Genomic DNA, 17,902 nt, shown 5'->3' on the forward strand with positions numbered 1-17,902 from the left:
CCGGGCCTGTGGTGTGTGATGGCGTCATGGATTCGACGAGTGGAGGCCCGGTGGGCAAGCCGAAGGTCGTGCTGGGGGTCAGCGGCGGCATCGCCGCGTACAAGGCCTGTGAGCTGCTGCGGAGGTTCACCGAGTCGGGCCACGACGTCCGGGTCGTGCCCACCGCCTCCGCGCTGCACTTCGTCGGCGCCGCCACCTGGTCCGCCCTCTCCGGCAACCCCGTCTCCACCGAGGTCTGGGACCACGTCGAGGAGGTCCCGCACGTCCGCATCGGCCAGCACGCCGACCTCGTCGTCGTCGCCCCCGCCACCGCCGACATGCTCGCCAAGGCGGCCCACGGCCTCGCCGACGACCTGCTCACCAACACCCTCCTCACCGCCCGCTGCCCGGTCGTCTTCGCCCCCGCGATGCACACCGAGATGTGGGAGCACCCGGCCACCCAGGAGAACGTGGCCACGCTGCGCCGCCGCGGCGCCGTCGTGATCGAACCGGCGGTCGGCCGTCTCACCGGCGTCGACACCGGCAAGGGCCGTCTCCCCGACCCGGCGGAGATCTTCGAGGCCTGCCGCCGCGTGCTCGCGAGAGGAGCGGCGGAGCCCGACCTGGCCGGCCGCCATGTCGTCGTCTCCGCCGGCGGCACCCGGGAGCCCCTCGACCCCGTCCGCTTCCTCGGCAACCGCTCCTCCGGCAAGCAGGGCTACGCCCTCGCCCGCACGGCCGCCGCCCGGGGCGCCCGCGTGACCCTGGTCGCCGCCAACACCGCGGGACTGCCCGACCCGGCCGGCGTGGACGTCGTCCCGGTCGGTACGGCCGTGCAGCTGCGGGAGGCGGTGCTGAAGGCGGCCGCCGACGCCGACGCCGTGGTGATGGCCGCCGCCGTCGCCGACTTCCGCCCCGCGGTCTATGCGGCTGGGAAGATCAAGAAGAAGGACGGCCAGGATCCCGAGCCGATCGTCCTGGTGCGGAATCCGGACATCCTCGCGGAGATCTCGGCCGACCGGGCGCGGTCCGGACAGGTGATCGTCGGCTTCGCCGCCGAGACCGACGACGTCCTCGCCAACGGCCGGACCAAGCTGGCGCGCAAGGGCTGCGACCTGCTCGTGGTGAACGAGGTGGGGGAGCGCAAGACCTTCGGCTCCGAGGAGAACGAGGCCGTGGTGCTCGGCGCCGACGGCAGCGAGACGCCGGTGCCGCACGGGCCCAAGGAGGCTCTCGCCGACATCGTCTGGGACCTGGTGGCGGCCCGTTTGGGTTGACTTATTTCAGCCATATGTCAACTCTCCCGGACGCGACATTGCGGTGCGGGGGCTCTGGTCAAGGCCGCCGACCATTGGGCAGAATGCCCGTGCCGCAGGTCACAGCACTTCCGAGTGTCGAGACAGGTAGGCCGGCGGCCGAGTGCGACCGATAAACTGTTCTCGGACGACGCCCGGGTGCAGCCCCCGTGTCGTCCGCCAATGATCAGACAGCAGCCGCTGCAACCCCAGGGAGCGTTGTGTCCCGTCGCCTGTTCACCTCGGAGTCCGTGACCGAGGGTCACCCCGACAAGATCGCTGACCAGATCAGCGACACCATTCTCGACGCGCTGCTGCGCGAGGACCCGACCTCCCGGGTCGCCGTCGAGACGCTGATCACCACCGGCCTGGTGCACGTGGCCGGCGAGGTCACGACCAAGACGTACGCGGACATCGCGACGCTGGTCCGCAACAAGATCCTGGAGATCGGCTACGACTCCTCGAAGAAGGGCTTCGACGGCGCTTCCTGCGGCGTCTCGGTCTCCATCGGCGCGCAGTCGCCGGACATCGCCCAGGGCGTGGACGCGGCGTACGAGACCCGGGTCGAGGGCGACGAGGACGAGCTCGACAAGCAGGGCGCCGGCGACCAGGGCCTGATGTTCGGCTACGCGACGGACGAGACGCCGACGCTGATGCCGCTCCCGATCTTCCTGGCGCACCGCCTGTCCAAGCGCCTCTCCGAGGTCCGCAAGAACGGCACCATCCCCTACCTGCGCCCCGACGGCAAGACGCAGGTCACCATCGAGTACGACGGCGACAAGGCCGTCCGCCTCGACACGGTCGTGGTCTCCAGCCAGCACGCCTCCGACATCGACCTGGAGTCGCTGCTCGCCCCCGACATCCGCGAGTTCGTCGTGGAGCCGGAGCTGAAGGCGCTGCTGGACGACGGCATCAAGCTCGACACCGAGAACTACCGTCTGCTGGTCAACCCGACCGGCCGCTTCGAGATCGGCGGCCCGATGGGTGACGCCGGTCTGACCGGCCGCAAGATCATCATCGACACCTACGGCGGCATGGCCCGCCACGGTGGCGGTGCCTTCTCCGGCAAGGACCCGTCCAAGGTCGACCGCTCGGCCGCCTACGCCATGCGCTGGGTCGCCAAGAACGTCGTCGCCGCGGGCCTGGCCGCCCGCTGCGAGGTCCAGGTCGCCTACGCGATCGGCAAGGCCGAGCCGGTCGGTCTCTTCGTCGAGACCTTCGGCACCGCCAAGGTCGACCACGAGAAGATCGAGAAGGCCATCGACGAGGTCTTCGACCTGCGCCCGGCCGCCATCATCCGCGACCTCGACCTGCTCCGCCCGATCTACGCCCAGACCGCCGCGTACGGCCACTTCGGCCGTGAGCTCCCCGACTTCACCTGGGAGCGCACGGACCGCGTGGACGCCCTGCGCGCGGCCGTGGGTCTGTAACCCCACCACGTCCGTCGCGAGGCCCGGTTCCCCCTCGGGGGAGCCGGGCCTCGGCGCGTTCCGGGAGACCGGCGACCCGCCGCGTGCCGGGGGCCGCGGAGAACGGCTGGTCACCGGAACGGGTGATCAGTACGGTGGAGGCCTCCCGGTGCGATGGCCGCGGTTACTTCCGTGGAGTGCGCCCAGGGCGCGCGGTGATACTGGTGTGTTCCGACCGCTGCCGGACCGACCTCGGGAGACCTCGGCCGCCCTGGCCCACCGGCGGGCCAGGGCGGCCTCCGTTGTCAGAGGCGTTTGGTAAGAATGCAAGGGTGAGCAGCGAGAACGGGCAGGGGGGCGAGGGCGCCGCAGGGGCGCCGCCGGAGCAGCTCGCGCTCATCCGGGAGAGCGTGCGGGGGGCCAAGGCGCCCCGGGCCAAGCCGCGGACCTGGCGGGGGGCCGAGCTGGCCGAGCGGTTGCCGGTCGCGCGGGTGCTCGTGGACAAGGGCGTGCTCCATCTCGACCGCTACTTCGACTACGCCGTCCCCGCCGACCTGGACGCCGACGCGCAGCCGGGGGTCCGGGTGCGCGTGCGGTTCGGGGCCGGGCGGCACCGGGTGCGGGACGGGCGCCGCGAGGGCGGCGGGCTCATCGACGGGTTCCTGGTCGAGCGGCTCGCCGCGTCCGACTACTCGGGGCCGCTGGCCGCGCTGGCCCAGGTGGTGTCGCCCGAGCCGGTGCTGGGCGAGGAGCTGCTGCGGCTCGCCCGCGCGGTCGCCGACCGGTACGCGGGGAGCCTCGCGGACGTGCTGCAGCTGGCCGTTCCGCCGCGCAGCGCCCGGGCCGAGCAGCGGCCCTCGCCGGAGCCGCTGCCGCCCCCGCCCGTGCCGGACGCCGGAAGCTGGTCGCGGTACGAGCACGGGGCCGCCTTCGTCGAGTCGCTCGCCTCCGGCGGCGCGCCGCGCGCCGTGTGGAACGCACTGCCGGGGCCCGGGTGGAGCGTGGAGATCGCCCGCGCCGTCGCCGCCACGCTCGCCTCGGGGCGCGGCGCGCTGGTCGTCGTACCGGACGGGCGGGCCGCCGCGCGCGTCGACGCCGCGCTGAGCGAGGTGCTGGGCGAGGGGCGGCACGCGCTGCTCACGGCCGACGCCGGGCCCGAGAAGCGGTACGCGCAGTGGCTCGCCGTCAGCCGCGGGTCGGTGCGGGCCGTCGTGGGGACGCGGGCGGCCATGTTCGCGCCCGTGCGCGATCTCGGGCTCGTCGCGATCTGGGACGACGGGGACGACAGCCACAGCGAGCAGCACGCGCCGCAGCCGCATGCGCGAGACGTGCTGCTCCTGCGGGCGGCGCTGGACAAGTGCGCTTTTCTGCTGGGGAGTTGGAGCTGCACGGTGGAGGCAGCGCAGCTTGTGGAGAACGGGTGGGCGCGGCCCCTGGTGGCGGGCAGGGAGCAGGTGCGGCAGGCCGCGCCGCTGGTGCGGACGGTCGGGGACGGCGACCTCGCGCGGGACGAGGCCGCGCGCGCCGCCCGGCTGCCGACGCTCGCCTGGCAGGCCGTCAGGGACGGACTGCGGCACGGGCCGGTGCTGGTGCAGGTGCCCCGGCGGGGCTACGTGCCACGGATGGCCTGCGCCCAGTGCCGGGCGGCGGCCCGCTGCCGGCACTGTGCCGGTCCGCTGGAGGCGCGGGACGCCGGGGCGCTGCAGTGCGGGTGGTGCGGCCGGCCGGAGAGCGACTGGCACTGCCCCGAGTGCGGCGGCTTCCGGCTGCGCGCCCAGGTGGTCGGCGCCCGGCGGACCGCCGAGGAGCTGGGACGGGCCTTTCCCGCCGTCCCGGTACGGACCTCGGGACGCGAGCAGGTGCTGGACACCGTGCCCGGGACACCCGCGCTGGTCGTGAGCACACCGGGCGCCGAGCCGGTCGCCGAGGGCGGCTACGCGGCGGCCCTGCTGCTGGACGGCTGGGCGATGCTGGGGCGACCCGACCTGCGGGCCGGTGAGGACGCGCTGCGCCGGTGGATCGCGGCCGGGGCACTGGTGCGGCCGCAGGCGGACGGCGGCACCGTGGTCGTCGTCGCGGAACCGACGCTGCGGCCCGTGCAGGCGCTGGTGCGCTGGGATCCCGTCGGACACGCGGTGCGGGAGCTCGCCGAGCGGGCGGAGCTGGGGTTCCCGCCGGTGTCCCGGATGGCCGCGGTGTCGGGGACCGCGGAGGCGCTCGCCGGATTCCTCGGTGCGGCCGAACTGCCGCCGGACGCCGAGGTGCTGGGGCCGGTTCCGGTGCCCGTGGTGCGGGCCGGGGCGCCTCGGCGGGCGGGCGCGCCGCCGCCCGGGGAGCACTGGGAGCGGGCGCTGGTACGGGTGCCGCCGGGGAGCGGGGCGGCGCTCGCCGCAGCCCTGAAGTCCGCTCAGGCCGCCCGGATGGCGCGGGGGAGCGGAACCGGGGGCGGGGAGGCGGTTCGGGTGCGGATCGATCCGCCGGACATCGGGTGACCGGGCAGACGGCTGCCCTCCCGGATGCGTGCCGGGAGGGCAGGAGCGGGCGGGCCGCCGGCCCTTGCCGACGGCAGCCGTCGCGTGTGTCAGCCGTTACCTGTCTCAGCCGTTGCGCGGGCCGGGGAAGGCCGTCGGCCGCGCCTCGTCGCGGAGGGCCGGGCTGCCCGCGGTCGGCTGGGTCGGCATGGAGCGGGCGGCCGGGACCGTGGGCACCGTCGGCAGGCCGCCGCCGACGTTGAGCGTGCGGGAGCCCGACGGTTCCGTGGACCGGTCGGGCTCGGCCGTGGCCGGCGTCTGGGCCGCGGCGCGGCGGGCGCCGTAACGGCGGTGCACCGCCTGCTTGGTGACTCCGAGCGCGGAGCCCACCGCGTCCCACGAGAAGCCGAGCGAACGGTCGAAGTCCACGGCGGCCGTGACCAGGGTTTCGACACTGTCCCGGAGTTCCTGGGCGAGCCGGACGGTCGGGGCGGGGGCGCGTCCGTAGACGACGAAGCCCGTGGACGGGCCGGATCGGCGCGGGCGGTAGACGTTGCCCAACTGGGCGGTGAGCGTGCGTAGTGCGTCCACCTGGCGGCGGACCCGCTCGATGTCCCGCACCAACAAGTGCAGGCTGGCCCGGGCCTGGGCGTCGTGGGTTGCGTGGTCGGCCATGAACAAGCCTCTCGAACCGGCGTTGAAAGGAATGGGCCGTGCATGCGGCCCGTTGTGGTCAACTCTCTCTTGACCAACGCGTGGGCGCTCCGCGGGTCACGGTGTGGGGGCGTATGGGCATATGCGTACGCCGGGTCCGCACCACCGGGCGTTCTCCCACCCGCGCGCCATCCGTCCCCGCCGGCAGAGAGGTCCACCGACCTGCGGGGGTGTCGCCGTCGGCGGCCCGCGGTTCGGGCGCCGTGGGCTGGGTCGGTGGCCGACCGGTGCGGCATAGACTTGCTTGTTGCCCGTGTTGATGCCGTTCGAGAGGGTCTCAGTCGCCCATGAAGCTTGTCTTCGCCGGTACCCCCGAAGTAGCCGTTCCCGCTCTGGACGCTCTCATCTCCTCCGGACGGCACGAGGTGGCCGCCGTGGTCACGCGGCCCGACGCGCCGGCCGGGCGGGGGCGCAGGCTGGTCGCTTCGCCCGTCGCCGAGCGGGCGATGGAGGCCGGGATCGAGGTGCTGAGGCCGCTCAAGCCGCGCGAGCCGGAGTTCCTGGAGCGGCTGAGGGAGATCGGGCCGGACTGCTGCCCGGTGGTGGCCTACGGCGCGCTGCTGCCCCGCGTCGCGCTCGACGTGCCCATCCACGGGTGGGTCAACCTGCACTTCTCGCTGCTTCCCGCCTGGCGCGGGGCGGCTCCCGTGCAGCACTCCGTCATGGCGGGCGACGAGATCACGGGCGCGTCCACCTTCCTCATCGAGGAGGGGCTGGACTCCGGGCCCGTCTACGGGACCGTCACCGAGGAGATCCGGCCCACCGACACCAGCGGTGACCTGCTGACCCGGCTCGCCTTCGCCGGGTCCGGGCTGCTCGCCGCGACCATGGACGGTATCGAGGACGGCACGCTCAAGGCCGTACCGCAGCCGGGGGAGGGCGTCACCCTCGCACCGAAGATCACCGTCGAGGACGCGAAGGTGGAGTGGTCGGCGCCCGCGCTGCGGGTCGACCGGGTGGTGCGCGGCTGCACCCCTGCGCCCGGTGCCTGGACCACCTTCCGCGGTGAGCGGCTCAAGCTCGTCCAGGTCACGCCGGTGCCCGAGCGGACCGAGCTGAGCCCCGGCGAGATCGCCGTCGGGAAGAACAGCGTGCACGTGGGGACCGGGTCGTACGCCGTGGAACTGCTCTGGGTGCAGGCCCAGGGCAAGAAGCCGATGCGGGCCGCCGACTGGGCGCGTGGCGTGCGCATCGGCGCCGACGAGACCCTCGGCGCCTGAGCCCCATTCCCCACCAGCGGCTTTCCGGCGTACGCGGCGTACGCTGGGAGTCGCCTCATTCCCATACCCGGAGCACCTTTTTCGTGAGCGAGCAGTCCCGGCGGCCGCGCAGGCCCGCCAAGCCCTACCGCCGTCCCCAGAAGGACCCCGTCCGCCTCCTCGCCTTCGAGGCGCTGCGCGCCGTGGACGAGCGGGACGCGTACGCCAACCTCGTGCTGCCGCCGCTGCTGCGCAAGGCCCGGGAGAAGGAGGGACCCGAAAAGTTCGACGGGCGGGACGCCGCGCTCGCGACCGAGCTGGTGTACGGGACGCTGCGTCGGCAGGGGACGTACGACGCGATCATCGCCGAGTGCGTCGACCGGCCGCTGCGCGAGGTGGACCCGCCGGTCCTCGACGTGCTCAGTCTGGGTGTGCACCAGCTGCTCGGGACGCGGATCCCCAGCCACGCCGCCGTCTCCGCCTCCGTCGAGCTCGCCCGGGTGGTGCTGGGCGACGGTCGGGCCAAGTTCGTCAACGCCGTGCTCCGCAAGGTCGCCCAGGACGACCTCGACGGCTGGATCGCGAAGGTCGCGCCGCCCTACGACCAGGACCCCGAGGACCATCTGGCCGTGGTGCACTCGCATCCGCGGTGGGTCGTCTCCGCGCTCTGGGACTCCCTGGGCGGCGGGCGCGCCGGGATAGAGGACCTGCTGGCCGCCGACAACGAGCGGCCCGAGGTGACGCTGGTCGCCCGGCCCGGGCGGGCCACCACCGGGGAACTCCTCGGCGAGGAGGCCGCCGTACCCGGGCGCTGGTCGCCGTACGCGGTGCGGCTCACCGAGGGCGGGGAGCCCGGTGCCATCGCGGCCGTGCACGAGGGCCGGGCCGGCGTGCAGGACGAGGGCAGCCAGCTGGTCGCCCTCGCGCTGGCCAACGTGCCGGTCGAGGGGCCGGACGAGAAGTGGCTGGACGGCTGCGCCGGACCCGGCGGCAAGGCCGCGCTGCTCGCCGCGCTGGCCGCCGAGCGCGGGGCCGTGCTGCTCGCCTCCGAGAAGCAGCCGCACCGGGCCGGGCTGGTGGCCAAGGCGCTGCACGGCAACCCGGGGCCGTACCAGGTCATCGCCGCGGACGGCACCCGGCCGCCGTGGCGCGCCGGCACCTTCGACCGGGTCCTGATGGACGTCCCCTGCACGGGCCTGGGCGCGCTGCGCCGCCGCCCGGAGGCACGGTGGCGGCGCCGCCCCGAGGACCTCGACAACTTCGGCCCGCTGCAGCGCGCGCTGCTGCGTACCGCGATCGACTCGGTGCGGGTGGGCGGGGTGGTCGGGTACGCCACGTGTTCCCCGCACCTGGCGGAGACGCGGGCGGTGGTCCAGGACGTCCTGAAGCAGCGCCCGGAGACCGAGCTGGTGGACGCGCGTCCGCTGCTGCCGGGGGTGCCGGAACTGGGCGAGGGGCCCGATGTGCAGCTGTGGCCGCACCTGCACGGCACGGACGCCATGTATCTGGCACTGATCCGGAGGACCGGCTGAGGCGCGCCCCGTCAGGGGCGTGGGGCACCGCGCGAGCAACCCCCGCCCACCCGCGGCCGACACTCATCCGCAACCTGCCCGAACCCCACTCGGCTCCCCCCGCCAGGGCATGGCACGCTTGGGGCATGGCCGTGCAGATCAACCCCAGCATCCTGTCCGCCGACTTCGCCCGCCTCGCGGACGAGGCGAGGGCGGTCGAAGGCGCCGACTGGCTCCACGTCGACGTCATGGACAACCACTTCGTCCCGAACCTGACGCTCGGTGTGCCGGTCGTAGAGTCCCTGGCCCGGGCTACGGACACCCCGCTGGACTGCCACCTGATGATCGAGGCCCCCGATCGGTGGGCGCCGCAGTACGTCGAAGCGGGGGCTTCCTCCGTCACCTTCCATGTGGAGGCGGCGGCCGCCCCGGTGCGCCTCGCGCGGGAGATCCGGGCGAAGGGCGCCCGCGCCTCCATGGCGCTCAAGCCCGCCACGCCCATCGAGCCGTACGAGGACCTGCTCCCCGAGCTGGACATGCTGCTGATCATGACGGTGGAGCCGGGCTTCGGCGGCCAGGCGTTCCTCGACATCATGCTGCCCAAGATCCGCCGCACCCGGGAGTTGATCAGCAAGCACGGACTGGAACTGTGGCTCCAGGTCGACGGTGGAGTTTCCGCGTCGACGATCGAACGGTGTGCGGACGCAGGAGCCGACGTTTTTGTGGCAGGTTCCGCGGTGTACGGGGCAAACGACCCGGCAGAGGCGGTACGTGCACTACGCAACCAGGCGGCGGCTGCCACCGCCCGGGCGTCGTGGGCGTGCGACCACTGAGGTACGGGAACGTGAACGGCTCCGATCAGGGCTGATCAAGTGCGCCGGATCTGCAAGGATGAACGGCGTATCCAGAGTGTGAACAGCAGTGAGGAGATGGCCGTGTCGGGTATGTCGGCGGGCCGGTCAGCCATGCGGATGGGACCCGCAGAGCTGGTGCAGGCGGCGGCCATGGCCCGCCGCTTCTACCTCGAAGGCAAGTCCAAGATCCAGATCGCCGAGGAGTTCGGCGTCAGCCGCTTCAAGGTGGCCCGGGTACTGGAGACTGCCCTCGAAAGGGATCTCGTACGCATCGAGATCCGCGTACCGGCCGAACTGGACGCCGAGCGCTCGGACGCGCTCCGTGCCCGGTACGGCCTGCGGCATGCCGTCGTGGTCGAGTCCCCGGCCGAGGCGGAGGAGACCCCCGACCCCGAGAACCTCGGCGAGGTCGCCGCGGACCTGCTCGGCGAACTCGTCAGCGAGGGAGACGTACTCGGCCTCGCCTGGGGCCGGTCCACCATCCACATGGCGGCCGCGCTGGACCGGCTGCCCCCCTGCACGGTGGTGCAGCTGACCGGCGTGTACGACGCCGGGACCTCCGAGCGCGGCTCGGTCGAGGCCGTCCGGCGGGCCGCCCAGGTCTCGGGCGGCGACGCGCACCCCATCTACGCGCCGATGCTGCTGCCGGACGCGGCCACCGCGGCGGCGCTGCGCAACCAGACCGGGATCGCCCGCGCCTTCGAGTACTTCGACAAGGTCACCGTCGCCTGCGTCTCCATCGGCTCCTGGGAGCCGGGCATCTCCACGGTGCACGACATGCTCAGCGACGAGGAGCGTGCGCACTACGCCACGCTGGGCGTCGCCGCCGAGATGGCCGCGCACCTCTTCGACGCCGAGGGCCGCCGGGTCGGACGCGACCTGGGGGAACGCTGCATCACGGTCAAGGCCGACCAGTTGCGCCGGATCCCGGAGGTCGTCGCGATCGCGGGCGGCCAGCGCAAGGCGGCCGCGATCGACGCGGTGCTGCGGTCGGGGCTGGTCACCAGCCTCGTCACCGACACCTCGGCGGCCGACTACCTGATGACGGCGGGGACCACTCCGAAGCCCGCCCTGAACCGCGCGGACCCCGACGGTCCCTGACCGGGAGCGCGGCAGTGCCGCGGCAGCCGGGGTGACAACGCTGCCGCGGCGGACGAGCCGGCCCGGCCGCGCCGGGCCTTCAGGCCTCGGCGGGCAGTGCCGCGTCGATCAGGACGGCGGCCGCCTCCCGGGCGACCGCACCCACCGACGGGTCGCGGTCCATCCGCGCGGACGCCACACTCCCGTCGTACAGCAGGTGCAGCCGCCGGGCGAGAGCCTCCGGATCCGGGGCGCCGGCGTCCCGTGCGAGGTCGGTGAACAGGGCCCGGACCCAGGCGCGGGAGACGTCGGAGGCCTCCTCGATGGTGCTGCCGGGCTTGGCCTCGGCGCTGGCCGCCATGAACGCGCACCCGCGGTAGTTCTGGTCGGTGAACAGCTCGGCCTGTGCGTCGAAGACGGCCAGCAGCCGGCCCCGCGGGGTGTCGGCGCCGTCGACCGCGCGCAGCAGCCGCTCCGCGAGCCTGGTGTGCCGGGAGTCGAGGTAGGCGCGGATGAGCTGGTCCTTGCCGCCGAAGGTGTTGTACAGCGAGGCCTTGGCGACCCCGGCGCGCTCGATGATCCGGTCGATCCCGACCGACTGCACGCCCTCCGCGTAGAACAGTTCGTTCGCCGCCGAGAGCAGGCGCTCCCGGGCGGTGGGGGCCTTTGCATCGGTCGACGTCCTGGTCATGTCACTCACCTTCCCGATACTTCCAGACTTCCCGGCATCCGGACTTCCCGGCATCCGGTCTTCCCGTCACCGGCCGACCGAGCCGGCCTGCTCGGTCATCGTGCCCGCGTGACGCTCTCGGGCCGCTCCGCCCGGACCGGCACCGGCCGGGTGCCGCCGGAGGCCACCTTCACGCCGGGCGCGATCTGCGGTCCGCCGCGCAGCAGCAGGGCGGCCAGGGCCAGCAGCGCCAGGGCGATGATCACCGCACCGTACTCCTCGGAGGTCGGTACCAGTCCGCCTCCGTGCACCACCAGCGCGCCGGCGGCGACCGAGGGGACGCCCATGCCGAGGTAGGCGACGACGAAGAGCAGGGACAGCACGCCCGAGCTCTCGTGGGGCCTGGCCAGCGGCAGCACGGTGCGGATGCCGCCCTGGAAGCCGCTGCCGAAGCCGAGGCCGGCGACGGCCGTGCCGACGAAGAACAGCGCCGGAGCGCTCCGGTCGACGGCGAGCAGGGTCAGGGCGACGCCGGCGACGAGTGCGCCGATGCCGGTGTACATCATCGTCGTGGACTGCGCCTTGCGCAGGGCGAGGACCGAGACGGCCGCGACGAACGCGAGGACGAAGAGGCCGAGGCCGCCCCAGACCGCGGAGGTGGAGCCGACCAGGGTGCGGACCAGGGAGGGGCCGAGCGAGCCGTAGAACCCGGCGAGGGCCCAGACGGCGAAGACGACGGGCGCCGCCGCGAGGACCGCGCCACGGACCGTGCGCGGGAGGCTGATCTCGGGCACCAGACTGGCCAGGGCGCCCGGCTGCTTGGTGACGGTCTCGTCGATCAGGGCGATGGCCACGGCCTGGACGGCGAACACGGCCAGCAGGCCCAGGTAGATCGTGTGGGTGGGGGCGGGCAGGTACTGCACGACGAAGCCGCTGACCAGCGAGCCGGTTGCGGTGCCCAGGCCGGGCGCGAAGGCGTTCGCCATGGTGCCGCGGGAACGGTTGATGTCCATCATCGCGGCCCCGACGGCGCCGAGCGCGGCGCCCGTGGACAGGCCCTGCACGATACGGGCGGCGAGCAGTTCGCCGACGCCCCCGGCGGTGGAGAAGACCAGCATGGCGACGGCCTGGGCGGCGATCGCGATGATCAGGACCGGGCGGCGGCCCACGTGGTCGGACAGCTTGCCGAGGACGAGCAGGCCGGAGAGGACGGCGATCGCGTAGACGCCGAAGACGACCGTGGTGGTGATCGGGCTGAATCCCCATTCGGCCTGGTAGGTCGCGTAGAGCGGGGTGGGTGCACTGGAGGCGGCCAGGAAGGAGACGACGACGGAGGCGAGCACGTAGAACGCCGCACGCGGCGGAATGGGCCTGCGCGCTGCCGTGGCGCGCACGGTGCGCTCGTGCGATGCGAGGTGGTTCATCGGAGATCCTTCGCGGGGACGGGGCCGAGGAGCGTCGGTTCGAAGACACACATTGAGTAGACCAGTCTGTCTACCATACCTGGTCAATCTCATGGACAGGTCTGTCTATTCCGCGGCGCGAAGGACTTTTGAAAAATTTCCGGGCACCGCGCGGAGCGGGTACGGTCCCCTCCCATGGAGCGTCTTCGCCGGCTGAACGCCGTGAGCCCCGAGTATGTGTACGACAGACCATGTGCCGATCACATCGGGAGGACGCGTTGACCACTGGACCCCACTCCGAGCCGGGCGCCGAACCACAGCCGGTGCTCGGCCCGTTGACCACCGCCGCGATCTTCCTGGTGCTCACCGTCCGCCCGGGTGGCGAGCCCGCGGCGCGGGAGGTGCTCGGCGATGTCCGCGGGCTGCAGCGCAGCTTCGGGTTCGGCGCCCCGGAAGCCGCGCTGAGCTGTGTGGCGGGGATCGGCTCCGAGGCCTGGGACCGGCTCTTCGACCACGCCCGCCCGGCGGGCCTGCACCCCTTCCGGCCCCTGGCAGGCCCCCGGCACACCGCGGTCGCCACCCCCGGCGACCTCCTCTTCCACATCCGGGCCACCCGGTTCGACCTGTGCTTCGGGCTCGCCGCCGAGCTCATGCACCGGCTGCGCGACGCGGTGACCGTCGAGGACGAGGTGCCGGGCTTCAAGTACCTCGACGCGCGCGACCTGTTGGGCTTCGTCGACGGCACCGAGAACCCGGTCGGCGCCGCCGCCCGCAGGGCCGTCCTGATCGGCGCGGAGGACCCCGGCCATGCCGGCGGCAGCTACGTGGTCGTGCAGAAGTACCTCCACGACCTCGACGCCTGGAACGCGCTGCCCGTGGAGACGCAGGAGCGGATCATCGGCCGTACGAAGGCCACCAACATCGAGCTGGAGGAGCCGGCTTCCCACAAGGGCCTGAACACGGTCACCGGACCGGACGGCGAGGAGCAGAAGATCCTGCGCGACAACATGCCCTTCGGCAGCCCCGGCGGCGGCCAGTTCGGCACCTACTTCATCGGGTACGCCCAGACGCCGGACGTCATCGAACAGATGCTGCGCAACATGTTCCTCGGCACCGCGGACGCCGCCCACGACCGGATCCTCGACTTCTCCACCGCGGTCACCGGCACCCTCTTCTTCGTGCCGTCCGACGACTTCCTCGACGACCTGCCCGCGCTCCCCGGGGCCGGTGAGGGGGGACGGTGAGACCGGTGTCCGCGCAGGTGATCGTGGTGCCGGGCGGCGGCTGCGCGCAGTACGCCGAGCACGAGGCGGAGCCGGTGGCCGAGTGGCTCACCGGGCTGGGACTGGGCATCGAGGCGAGCGTCTTCCGGTATCCCCTCGGGGTCCGGCATCCGGTGCCCCTGGCAGCCCTGCGCGCCGAGATCCGGCGGCTGCGCGCCGCGGGGGCCGACCGGATCGGGCTCGTGGGGTTCTCGGCGGGCGGGCACCTCGCGGGTCTGGCCGCGCTGGCCGCGGACGGCGACGTGCGGTCGGCGGTGCAGTTCGCCGTGCTCGGCTACGCGATCACCTCGATGGAGACCGAGACCCACCGGCCCTCCCAGGACGTCCTGCTGGGCGAGGACGCCCCGCCGGAGCTGCGCCGGGCCACCTCGCTCGACGCGCTGGTGACCCCGTCGGCGCCCCCGTTCTTCCTCTGGCACACGGCCGAGGACCCGTACGTCTGGCCCGAGCACACCTACCGCCTGGCCACGGCCCTGGCCGCCCACGACGTGCCCCACACCGTGCACGTCTACCCGCACGGCCCGCACGGCCTGGGCCTCGCCCACGGCGCGGGAGAGGCCTCGACCTGGACCCGTTCCGCGGCCACCTGGCTGGCCGAACAGACCGCCCCGGCAACCCCGTTCGGACGGCACTGAGATGACGACGAGCCCGTATCGGGTCACCCTCGACCTCGCCGGGGTCACCGACAAGGCCGGCCTCATGGACCGCACCGTCTCCGCCCTCCACCTGCCCGCGTGGTTCGGGCGCAACTGGGACGCCCTCACCGACAGCCTCCGCGACCCCTCCGTGTGGCCGCCGGAGGCGGTCGGCCGCGGGCTCCTGATCGTCGTCACCGGCTGGCAGGGGTACGCGGGGAGCAGACCCGACGAGTGGGAGACCGCCCGGCGGGTGTTCGCCGACGCGTCCGCCGACGAACCCGCGCTGACCGTCGCCCTGGCCCCGCGGTGACCCCACCGAAGCCACCTGTAGGTTCCTCCGAACGGGCCCTGACCTGCCTGGACGTTCGTCCCGGGCATGACGTGCCGGTCGGCATGGGAGAATGAAGTACGTGCTTTTCCCTCTGGCCGGCCGGTCCGGGGGTCACCTCTGATCGACTGGGATGTGCGGCACGTGCGTTTCCTCAATGACATCCAGCCCGCGTACGACCTGACGTACGACGACGTCTTCATGGTGCCGAGCCGCTCGGCGGTCGGCTCGCGTCAGGGCGTGGACCTCGGCTCCCCGGACGGCACGGGCACCACCATCCCGCTGGTCGTCGCCAACATGACCGCGATCGCGGGCCGGCGGATGGCCGAGACGGTGGCCCGGCGGGGCGGACTCGTCGTGATCCCGCAGGACATCCCGATCGACGTGGTCACCGACGTCATCACCTGGGTCAAGAGCCGCCACCTGGTCCTCGACACCCCGATCGTGCTGGCCCCGCACCAGACCGTCGCCGACGCGCTGGCCCTGCTGCCGAAGCGGGCGCACAACGCCGGTGTCGTCGTCGACGAGGACGGCCGCCCCGTCGGCGTCGTCACCGACCGGGACCTCACCGGTGTCGACCGGTTCACCCAGCTCGCCGAGGTCATGTCCCGCGACCTGCTGCTCCTGGACGCGGACATCGACCCCCGCGAGGCCTTCAACAAGCTGGACGGCGCCAACCGCCGGTACGCACCGGCCGTCGACCGGGACGGCAAGCTGGCCGGCATCCTCACCCGCAAGGGCGCTCTGCGCGCCACCCTGTACACCCCCGCGACCGACGCGCACGGCAGGCTGCGCATCGCCGCCGCCGTCGGTATCAACGGGGACTTCGCGGACAAGGCCAAGCAGCTGCTCGACGCGGGCGTGGACACGCTCGTCATCGACACCGCGCACGGCCACCAGGAGTCGATGATCAGCGCGATCAGGCTGGTCCGCGGCCTGGACCCGCAGGTCCCGATCGCGGCCGGCAACATCGTCTCCGCAGAGGGGGTCAAGGACCTCGTCGACGCGGGCGCGGACATCATCAAGGTCGGTGTGGGCCCCGGTGCCATGTGCACCACCCGCATGATGACCGGCGTCGGCCGGCCGCAGTTCTCGGCGGTCCTGGAGTGCGCCGCCGAGGCACGGAAGTACGGCAAGCACGTGTGGGCCGACGGCGGTGTCCGGCACCCCCGTGACGTCGCCATGGCGCTGGCCGCCGGTGCGGCCAACGTGATGGTCGGTTCCTGGTTCGCGGGCACCTACGAGTCCCCGGGCGACCTGCAGCAGGACGCCGACGGACGGCTGTACAAGGAGTCGTTCGGCATGGCCTCCGCGCGGGCGGTGCGCAACCGCACGTCGGACGAGTCGGCCTACGACCGGGCTCGCAAGGCGCTCTTCGAGGAGGGCATCTCCACGTCCCGGATGTTCCTCGACCCGGCCCGGCCGGGCGTGGAGGACCTGATCGACTCGATCATCGCGGGCGTGCGGTCGTCCTGCACCTACGCCGGCGCCGGATCCCTGGAGGAGTTCGCCGAGAAGGCGATCGTGGGGATCCAGAGCGCGGCCGGGTACGCGGAGGGGAAGCCGCTGCACGCCAGCTGGAGTTAGGCCACCGCCGGGAGAGCGCCTCGGCGCCGCCGCTCGTGTTCTACTTCGTGTACGGCTGCGGCCGGTCCCGTCCTGCACCACCTGAAAGCTGAACGACCCCTTGCTGAACGATCTCGACGAACGCATCGTGCACGCCCTCGCCGAGGACGCCCGCCGCTCCTACGCGGACATCGGGCAACTGGTCGGCCTGTCGGCGCCTGCCGTCAAACGGCGTGTGGACCGGCTGCGCGCCACCGGGGCGATCACCGGATTCACCGTACGGGTCGATCCGGCGGCCCTCGGCTGGGAGACCGAGGGGTTCGTCGAGATCTACTGCCGGCGCAACACGTCCCCGGAGACCATCCAGCGGGGCCTGGAGCGCTACCAGGAGGTGGTGGCCGCGTCGACGGTCACCGGTGAGGCCGACGCGGTCGTGCAGGTCTTCGCCTCCGACATGCGGCACTTCGAGAGGGTGCTGGAGCGGATCGCGGGGGAGTCGTTCGTGGAACGCACCAAGTCGGTACTGGTGCTGTCGCCGCTGCTGCGCCGCTTCTCGTCGGGCGCCCCCGGGTGAGACCGGGGGAGGGGGCGGGGGCGCCGGTGGTGTGCCGGGTGCGAGTCCGTCGGGGTTGGCCGTGCAGTTCCCCGCGCCCGTTCAGGAGGCGGTTCCCCCGCCGACCCGGGGGCGCGGGGAACCGCGCGACCAGCCACGAACCACCGGCACCCGGCACACCACCGCTCCCCCCGCCCCCTACTCCGCGGTCTTTCGCGCCAGCGCATTGTTGTCGATGGAGTTGTGCACGCTGAAGCTCACGGCGTCCGAGCGGTAGCGGTCGTCGGACCACTCCACCGGCCGCCCCTCCCGCGTCGTCGTCACCCGTCGTACCCGCAGCAGCGGGCTCGTCCGGCGGATGCCGAGCAGTTCGGCGTCCTGGGCCCCCGCCGCCACCGCGTCGATGACGTGCTCGCCGTAGGCGAAGACCAACCCCTTGTCCTCGTACAGGCGTTGGGTGACCGACGGGCAGTCCGGCTCTATCGCCTCGACCGCCGCAGAGATCCAGTCCGCGTACACGGTGCGCTCCAGCAACACCGGTTCACCGTCCAGCCCGCGTACCCGCAGCACATGCAACACGGGTGTTCCGAAGGCCAGTTGGAGGCGGACTGCGTCCTCCTGGGTGGCCGGCCGGTACTCCTGGGACACCACGTGTCCGGTCGCCGCGCGGCCCATCGCCTTCGCCCACTGCGCGAAGCTGCGCAGCTCCGCGAAGCTCTGGCTGCGGCGGCTGGCCAGGACCACCCGGCGGGCGCCCTGGCGGGAGCCGATCAGCCCCTCGGCGGTGAGCGCGGCGACCGCCTGGCGGACCGTGCCGCGGGAGACGCCGTACTCCGCCGCGAGTTCCGTCTCCGAGGGCAGCCGGCTGCCGACGGTGTACTCCTCGCGGTCGATGGCGCGCCGCAGCTCGTCGGCGATCTCCTCGTGTCGCGCCGTCATGCTTCCCCTC

The 17,902-nt window shown here is 73.1% G+C and carries 16 protein-coding genes; 12 read left to right on the forward strand and 4 right to left on the reverse strand.

Annotated elements, in window-relative coordinates:
• Window positions 1-50: 50 nt before the first annotated feature.
• From coaBC to AB0472_RS04430, 3 genes are all read left to right on the forward strand, one after another.
• Complete coding sequence (gene coaBC, locus AB0472_RS04420) at window positions 51-1,256, forward strand: bifunctional phosphopantothenoylcysteine decarboxylase/phosphopantothenate--cysteine ligase CoaBC (RefSeq protein WP_366353466.1); 1,206 nt, start codon at window positions 51-53, stop codon at window positions 1,254-1,256.
• Window positions 1,257-1,495: 239 nt separating this feature from the next.
• Window positions 1,496-2,704 (forward strand): methionine adenosyltransferase, encoded by a 1,209-nt coding sequence (gene metK, locus AB0472_RS04425; protein WP_093505403.1) that lies wholly within the window; start codon window positions 1,496-1,498, stop codon window positions 2,702-2,704.
• Between the two features lie 311 nt (window positions 2,705-3,015).
• Complete coding sequence (locus tag AB0472_RS04430) at window positions 3,016-5,175, forward strand: primosomal protein N' (RefSeq protein ID WP_366353272.1); 2,160 nt, start codon at window positions 3,016-3,018, stop codon at window positions 5,173-5,175.
• Window positions 5,176-5,280: 105 nt separating this feature from the next.
• On the opposite strand, the gene AB0472_RS04435 is transcribed toward AB0472_RS04430, so the two are convergent.
• The gene (locus tag AB0472_RS04435; protein WP_366353274.1) at window positions 5,281-5,829 is read right to left on the reverse strand and encodes a hypothetical protein; all 549 of its coding nucleotides are present in this window, start codon (window positions 5,827-5,829) and stop codon (window positions 5,281-5,283) included.
• A gap of 326 nt (window positions 5,830-6,155) precedes the next feature.
• Between AB0472_RS04435 and fmt the strand changes: the two genes are divergently transcribed.
• The 4 genes from fmt (at window position 6,156) to AB0472_RS04455 (ending at window position 10,533) form a co-directional block, all read left to right on the forward strand.
• On the forward strand, window positions 6,156-7,088 hold the full coding sequence (gene fmt, locus AB0472_RS04440) for a methionyl-tRNA formyltransferase (protein WP_366353276.1): 933 nt from the start codon (window positions 6,156-6,158) through the stop codon (window positions 7,086-7,088).
• Between the two features lie 83 nt (window positions 7,089-7,171).
• Complete coding sequence (locus AB0472_RS04445; RefSeq protein ID WP_366353278.1) at window positions 7,172-8,599, forward strand: transcription antitermination factor NusB; 1,428 nt, start codon at window positions 7,172-7,174, stop codon at window positions 8,597-8,599.
• A 125-nt stretch (window positions 8,600-8,724) separates the two neighbouring features.
• The gene (gene rpe / locus AB0472_RS04450) at window positions 8,725-9,411 is read left to right on the forward strand and encodes a ribulose-phosphate 3-epimerase (protein WP_366353280.1); all 687 of its coding nucleotides are present in this window, start codon (window positions 8,725-8,727) and stop codon (window positions 9,409-9,411) included.
• Window positions 9,412-9,489: 78 nt separating this feature from the next.
• Window positions 9,490-10,533: a sugar-binding domain-containing protein gene (locus AB0472_RS04455; protein ID WP_366353282.1), complete on the forward strand. Its 1,044-nt coding sequence runs from the start codon at window positions 9,490-9,492 to the stop codon at window positions 10,531-10,533.
• A gap of 79 nt (window positions 10,534-10,612) precedes the next feature.
• Here AB0472_RS04455 and AB0472_RS04460 read toward each other — a convergent pair whose 3' ends face one another.
• Window positions 10,613-11,203 carry a TetR/AcrR family transcriptional regulator gene (locus tag AB0472_RS04460; RefSeq protein WP_366353284.1) on the reverse strand — a complete coding sequence of 197 codons (591 nt, stop codon included), beginning with the start codon at window positions 11,201-11,203 and terminating at the stop codon, window positions 10,613-10,615.
• A gap of 95 nt (window positions 11,204-11,298) precedes the next feature.
• Window positions 11,299-12,606, reverse strand: a complete 1,308-nt coding sequence (locus AB0472_RS04465; protein ID WP_366353286.1) for an MFS transporter — start codon at window positions 12,604-12,606, stop codon at window positions 11,299-11,301.
• A gap of 257 nt (window positions 12,607-12,863) precedes the next feature.
• On the opposite strand from AB0472_RS04465, the gene AB0472_RS04470 reads away from it, so the two are divergent.
• From AB0472_RS04470 to AB0472_RS04490, 5 genes are all read left to right on the forward strand, one after another.
• Window positions 12,864-13,829: a Dyp-type peroxidase gene (locus tag AB0472_RS04470; protein ID WP_366353288.1), complete on the forward strand. Its 966-nt coding sequence runs from the start codon at window positions 12,864-12,866 to the stop codon at window positions 13,827-13,829.
• Window positions 13,830-13,834: 5 nt separating this feature from the next.
• A complete protein-coding gene (locus tag AB0472_RS04475; RefSeq protein WP_366353290.1) occupies window positions 13,835-14,503 on the forward strand; it encodes a prolyl oligopeptidase family serine peptidase in 669 nt (222 codons plus the stop codon).
• Window position 14,504: 1 nt separating this feature from the next.
• The gene (locus AB0472_RS04480; protein WP_366353292.1) at window positions 14,505-14,816 is read left to right on the forward strand and encodes a barstar family protein; all 312 of its coding nucleotides are present in this window, start codon (window positions 14,505-14,507) and stop codon (window positions 14,814-14,816) included.
• 162 nt (window positions 14,817-14,978) lie between these two features.
• The gene (locus AB0472_RS04485) at window positions 14,979-16,421 is read left to right on the forward strand and encodes a GuaB1 family IMP dehydrogenase-related protein (RefSeq protein WP_366353294.1); all 1,443 of its coding nucleotides are present in this window, start codon (window positions 14,979-14,981) and stop codon (window positions 16,419-16,421) included.
• A gap of 100 nt (window positions 16,422-16,521) precedes the next feature.
• Window positions 16,522-16,974: an Lrp/AsnC family transcriptional regulator gene (locus AB0472_RS04490; protein ID WP_362178420.1), complete on the forward strand. Its 453-nt coding sequence runs from the start codon at window positions 16,522-16,524 to the stop codon at window positions 16,972-16,974.
• A 177-nt stretch (window positions 16,975-17,151) separates the two neighbouring features.
• Here AB0472_RS04490 and AB0472_RS04495 read toward each other — a convergent pair whose 3' ends face one another.
• Window positions 17,152-17,892 (reverse strand): GntR family transcriptional regulator, encoded by a 741-nt coding sequence (locus tag AB0472_RS04495; protein WP_366353296.1) that lies wholly within the window; start codon window positions 17,890-17,892, stop codon window positions 17,152-17,154.
• Window positions 17,893-17,902: the final 10 nt, after the last annotated feature.

It is taken from the genome of Streptomyces sp. NPDC086777, from assembly GCF_040702065.1.
In the GTDB taxonomy this organism is placed as follows: Bacteria; Actinomycetota; Actinomycetes; order Streptomycetales; family Streptomycetaceae; genus Streptomyces.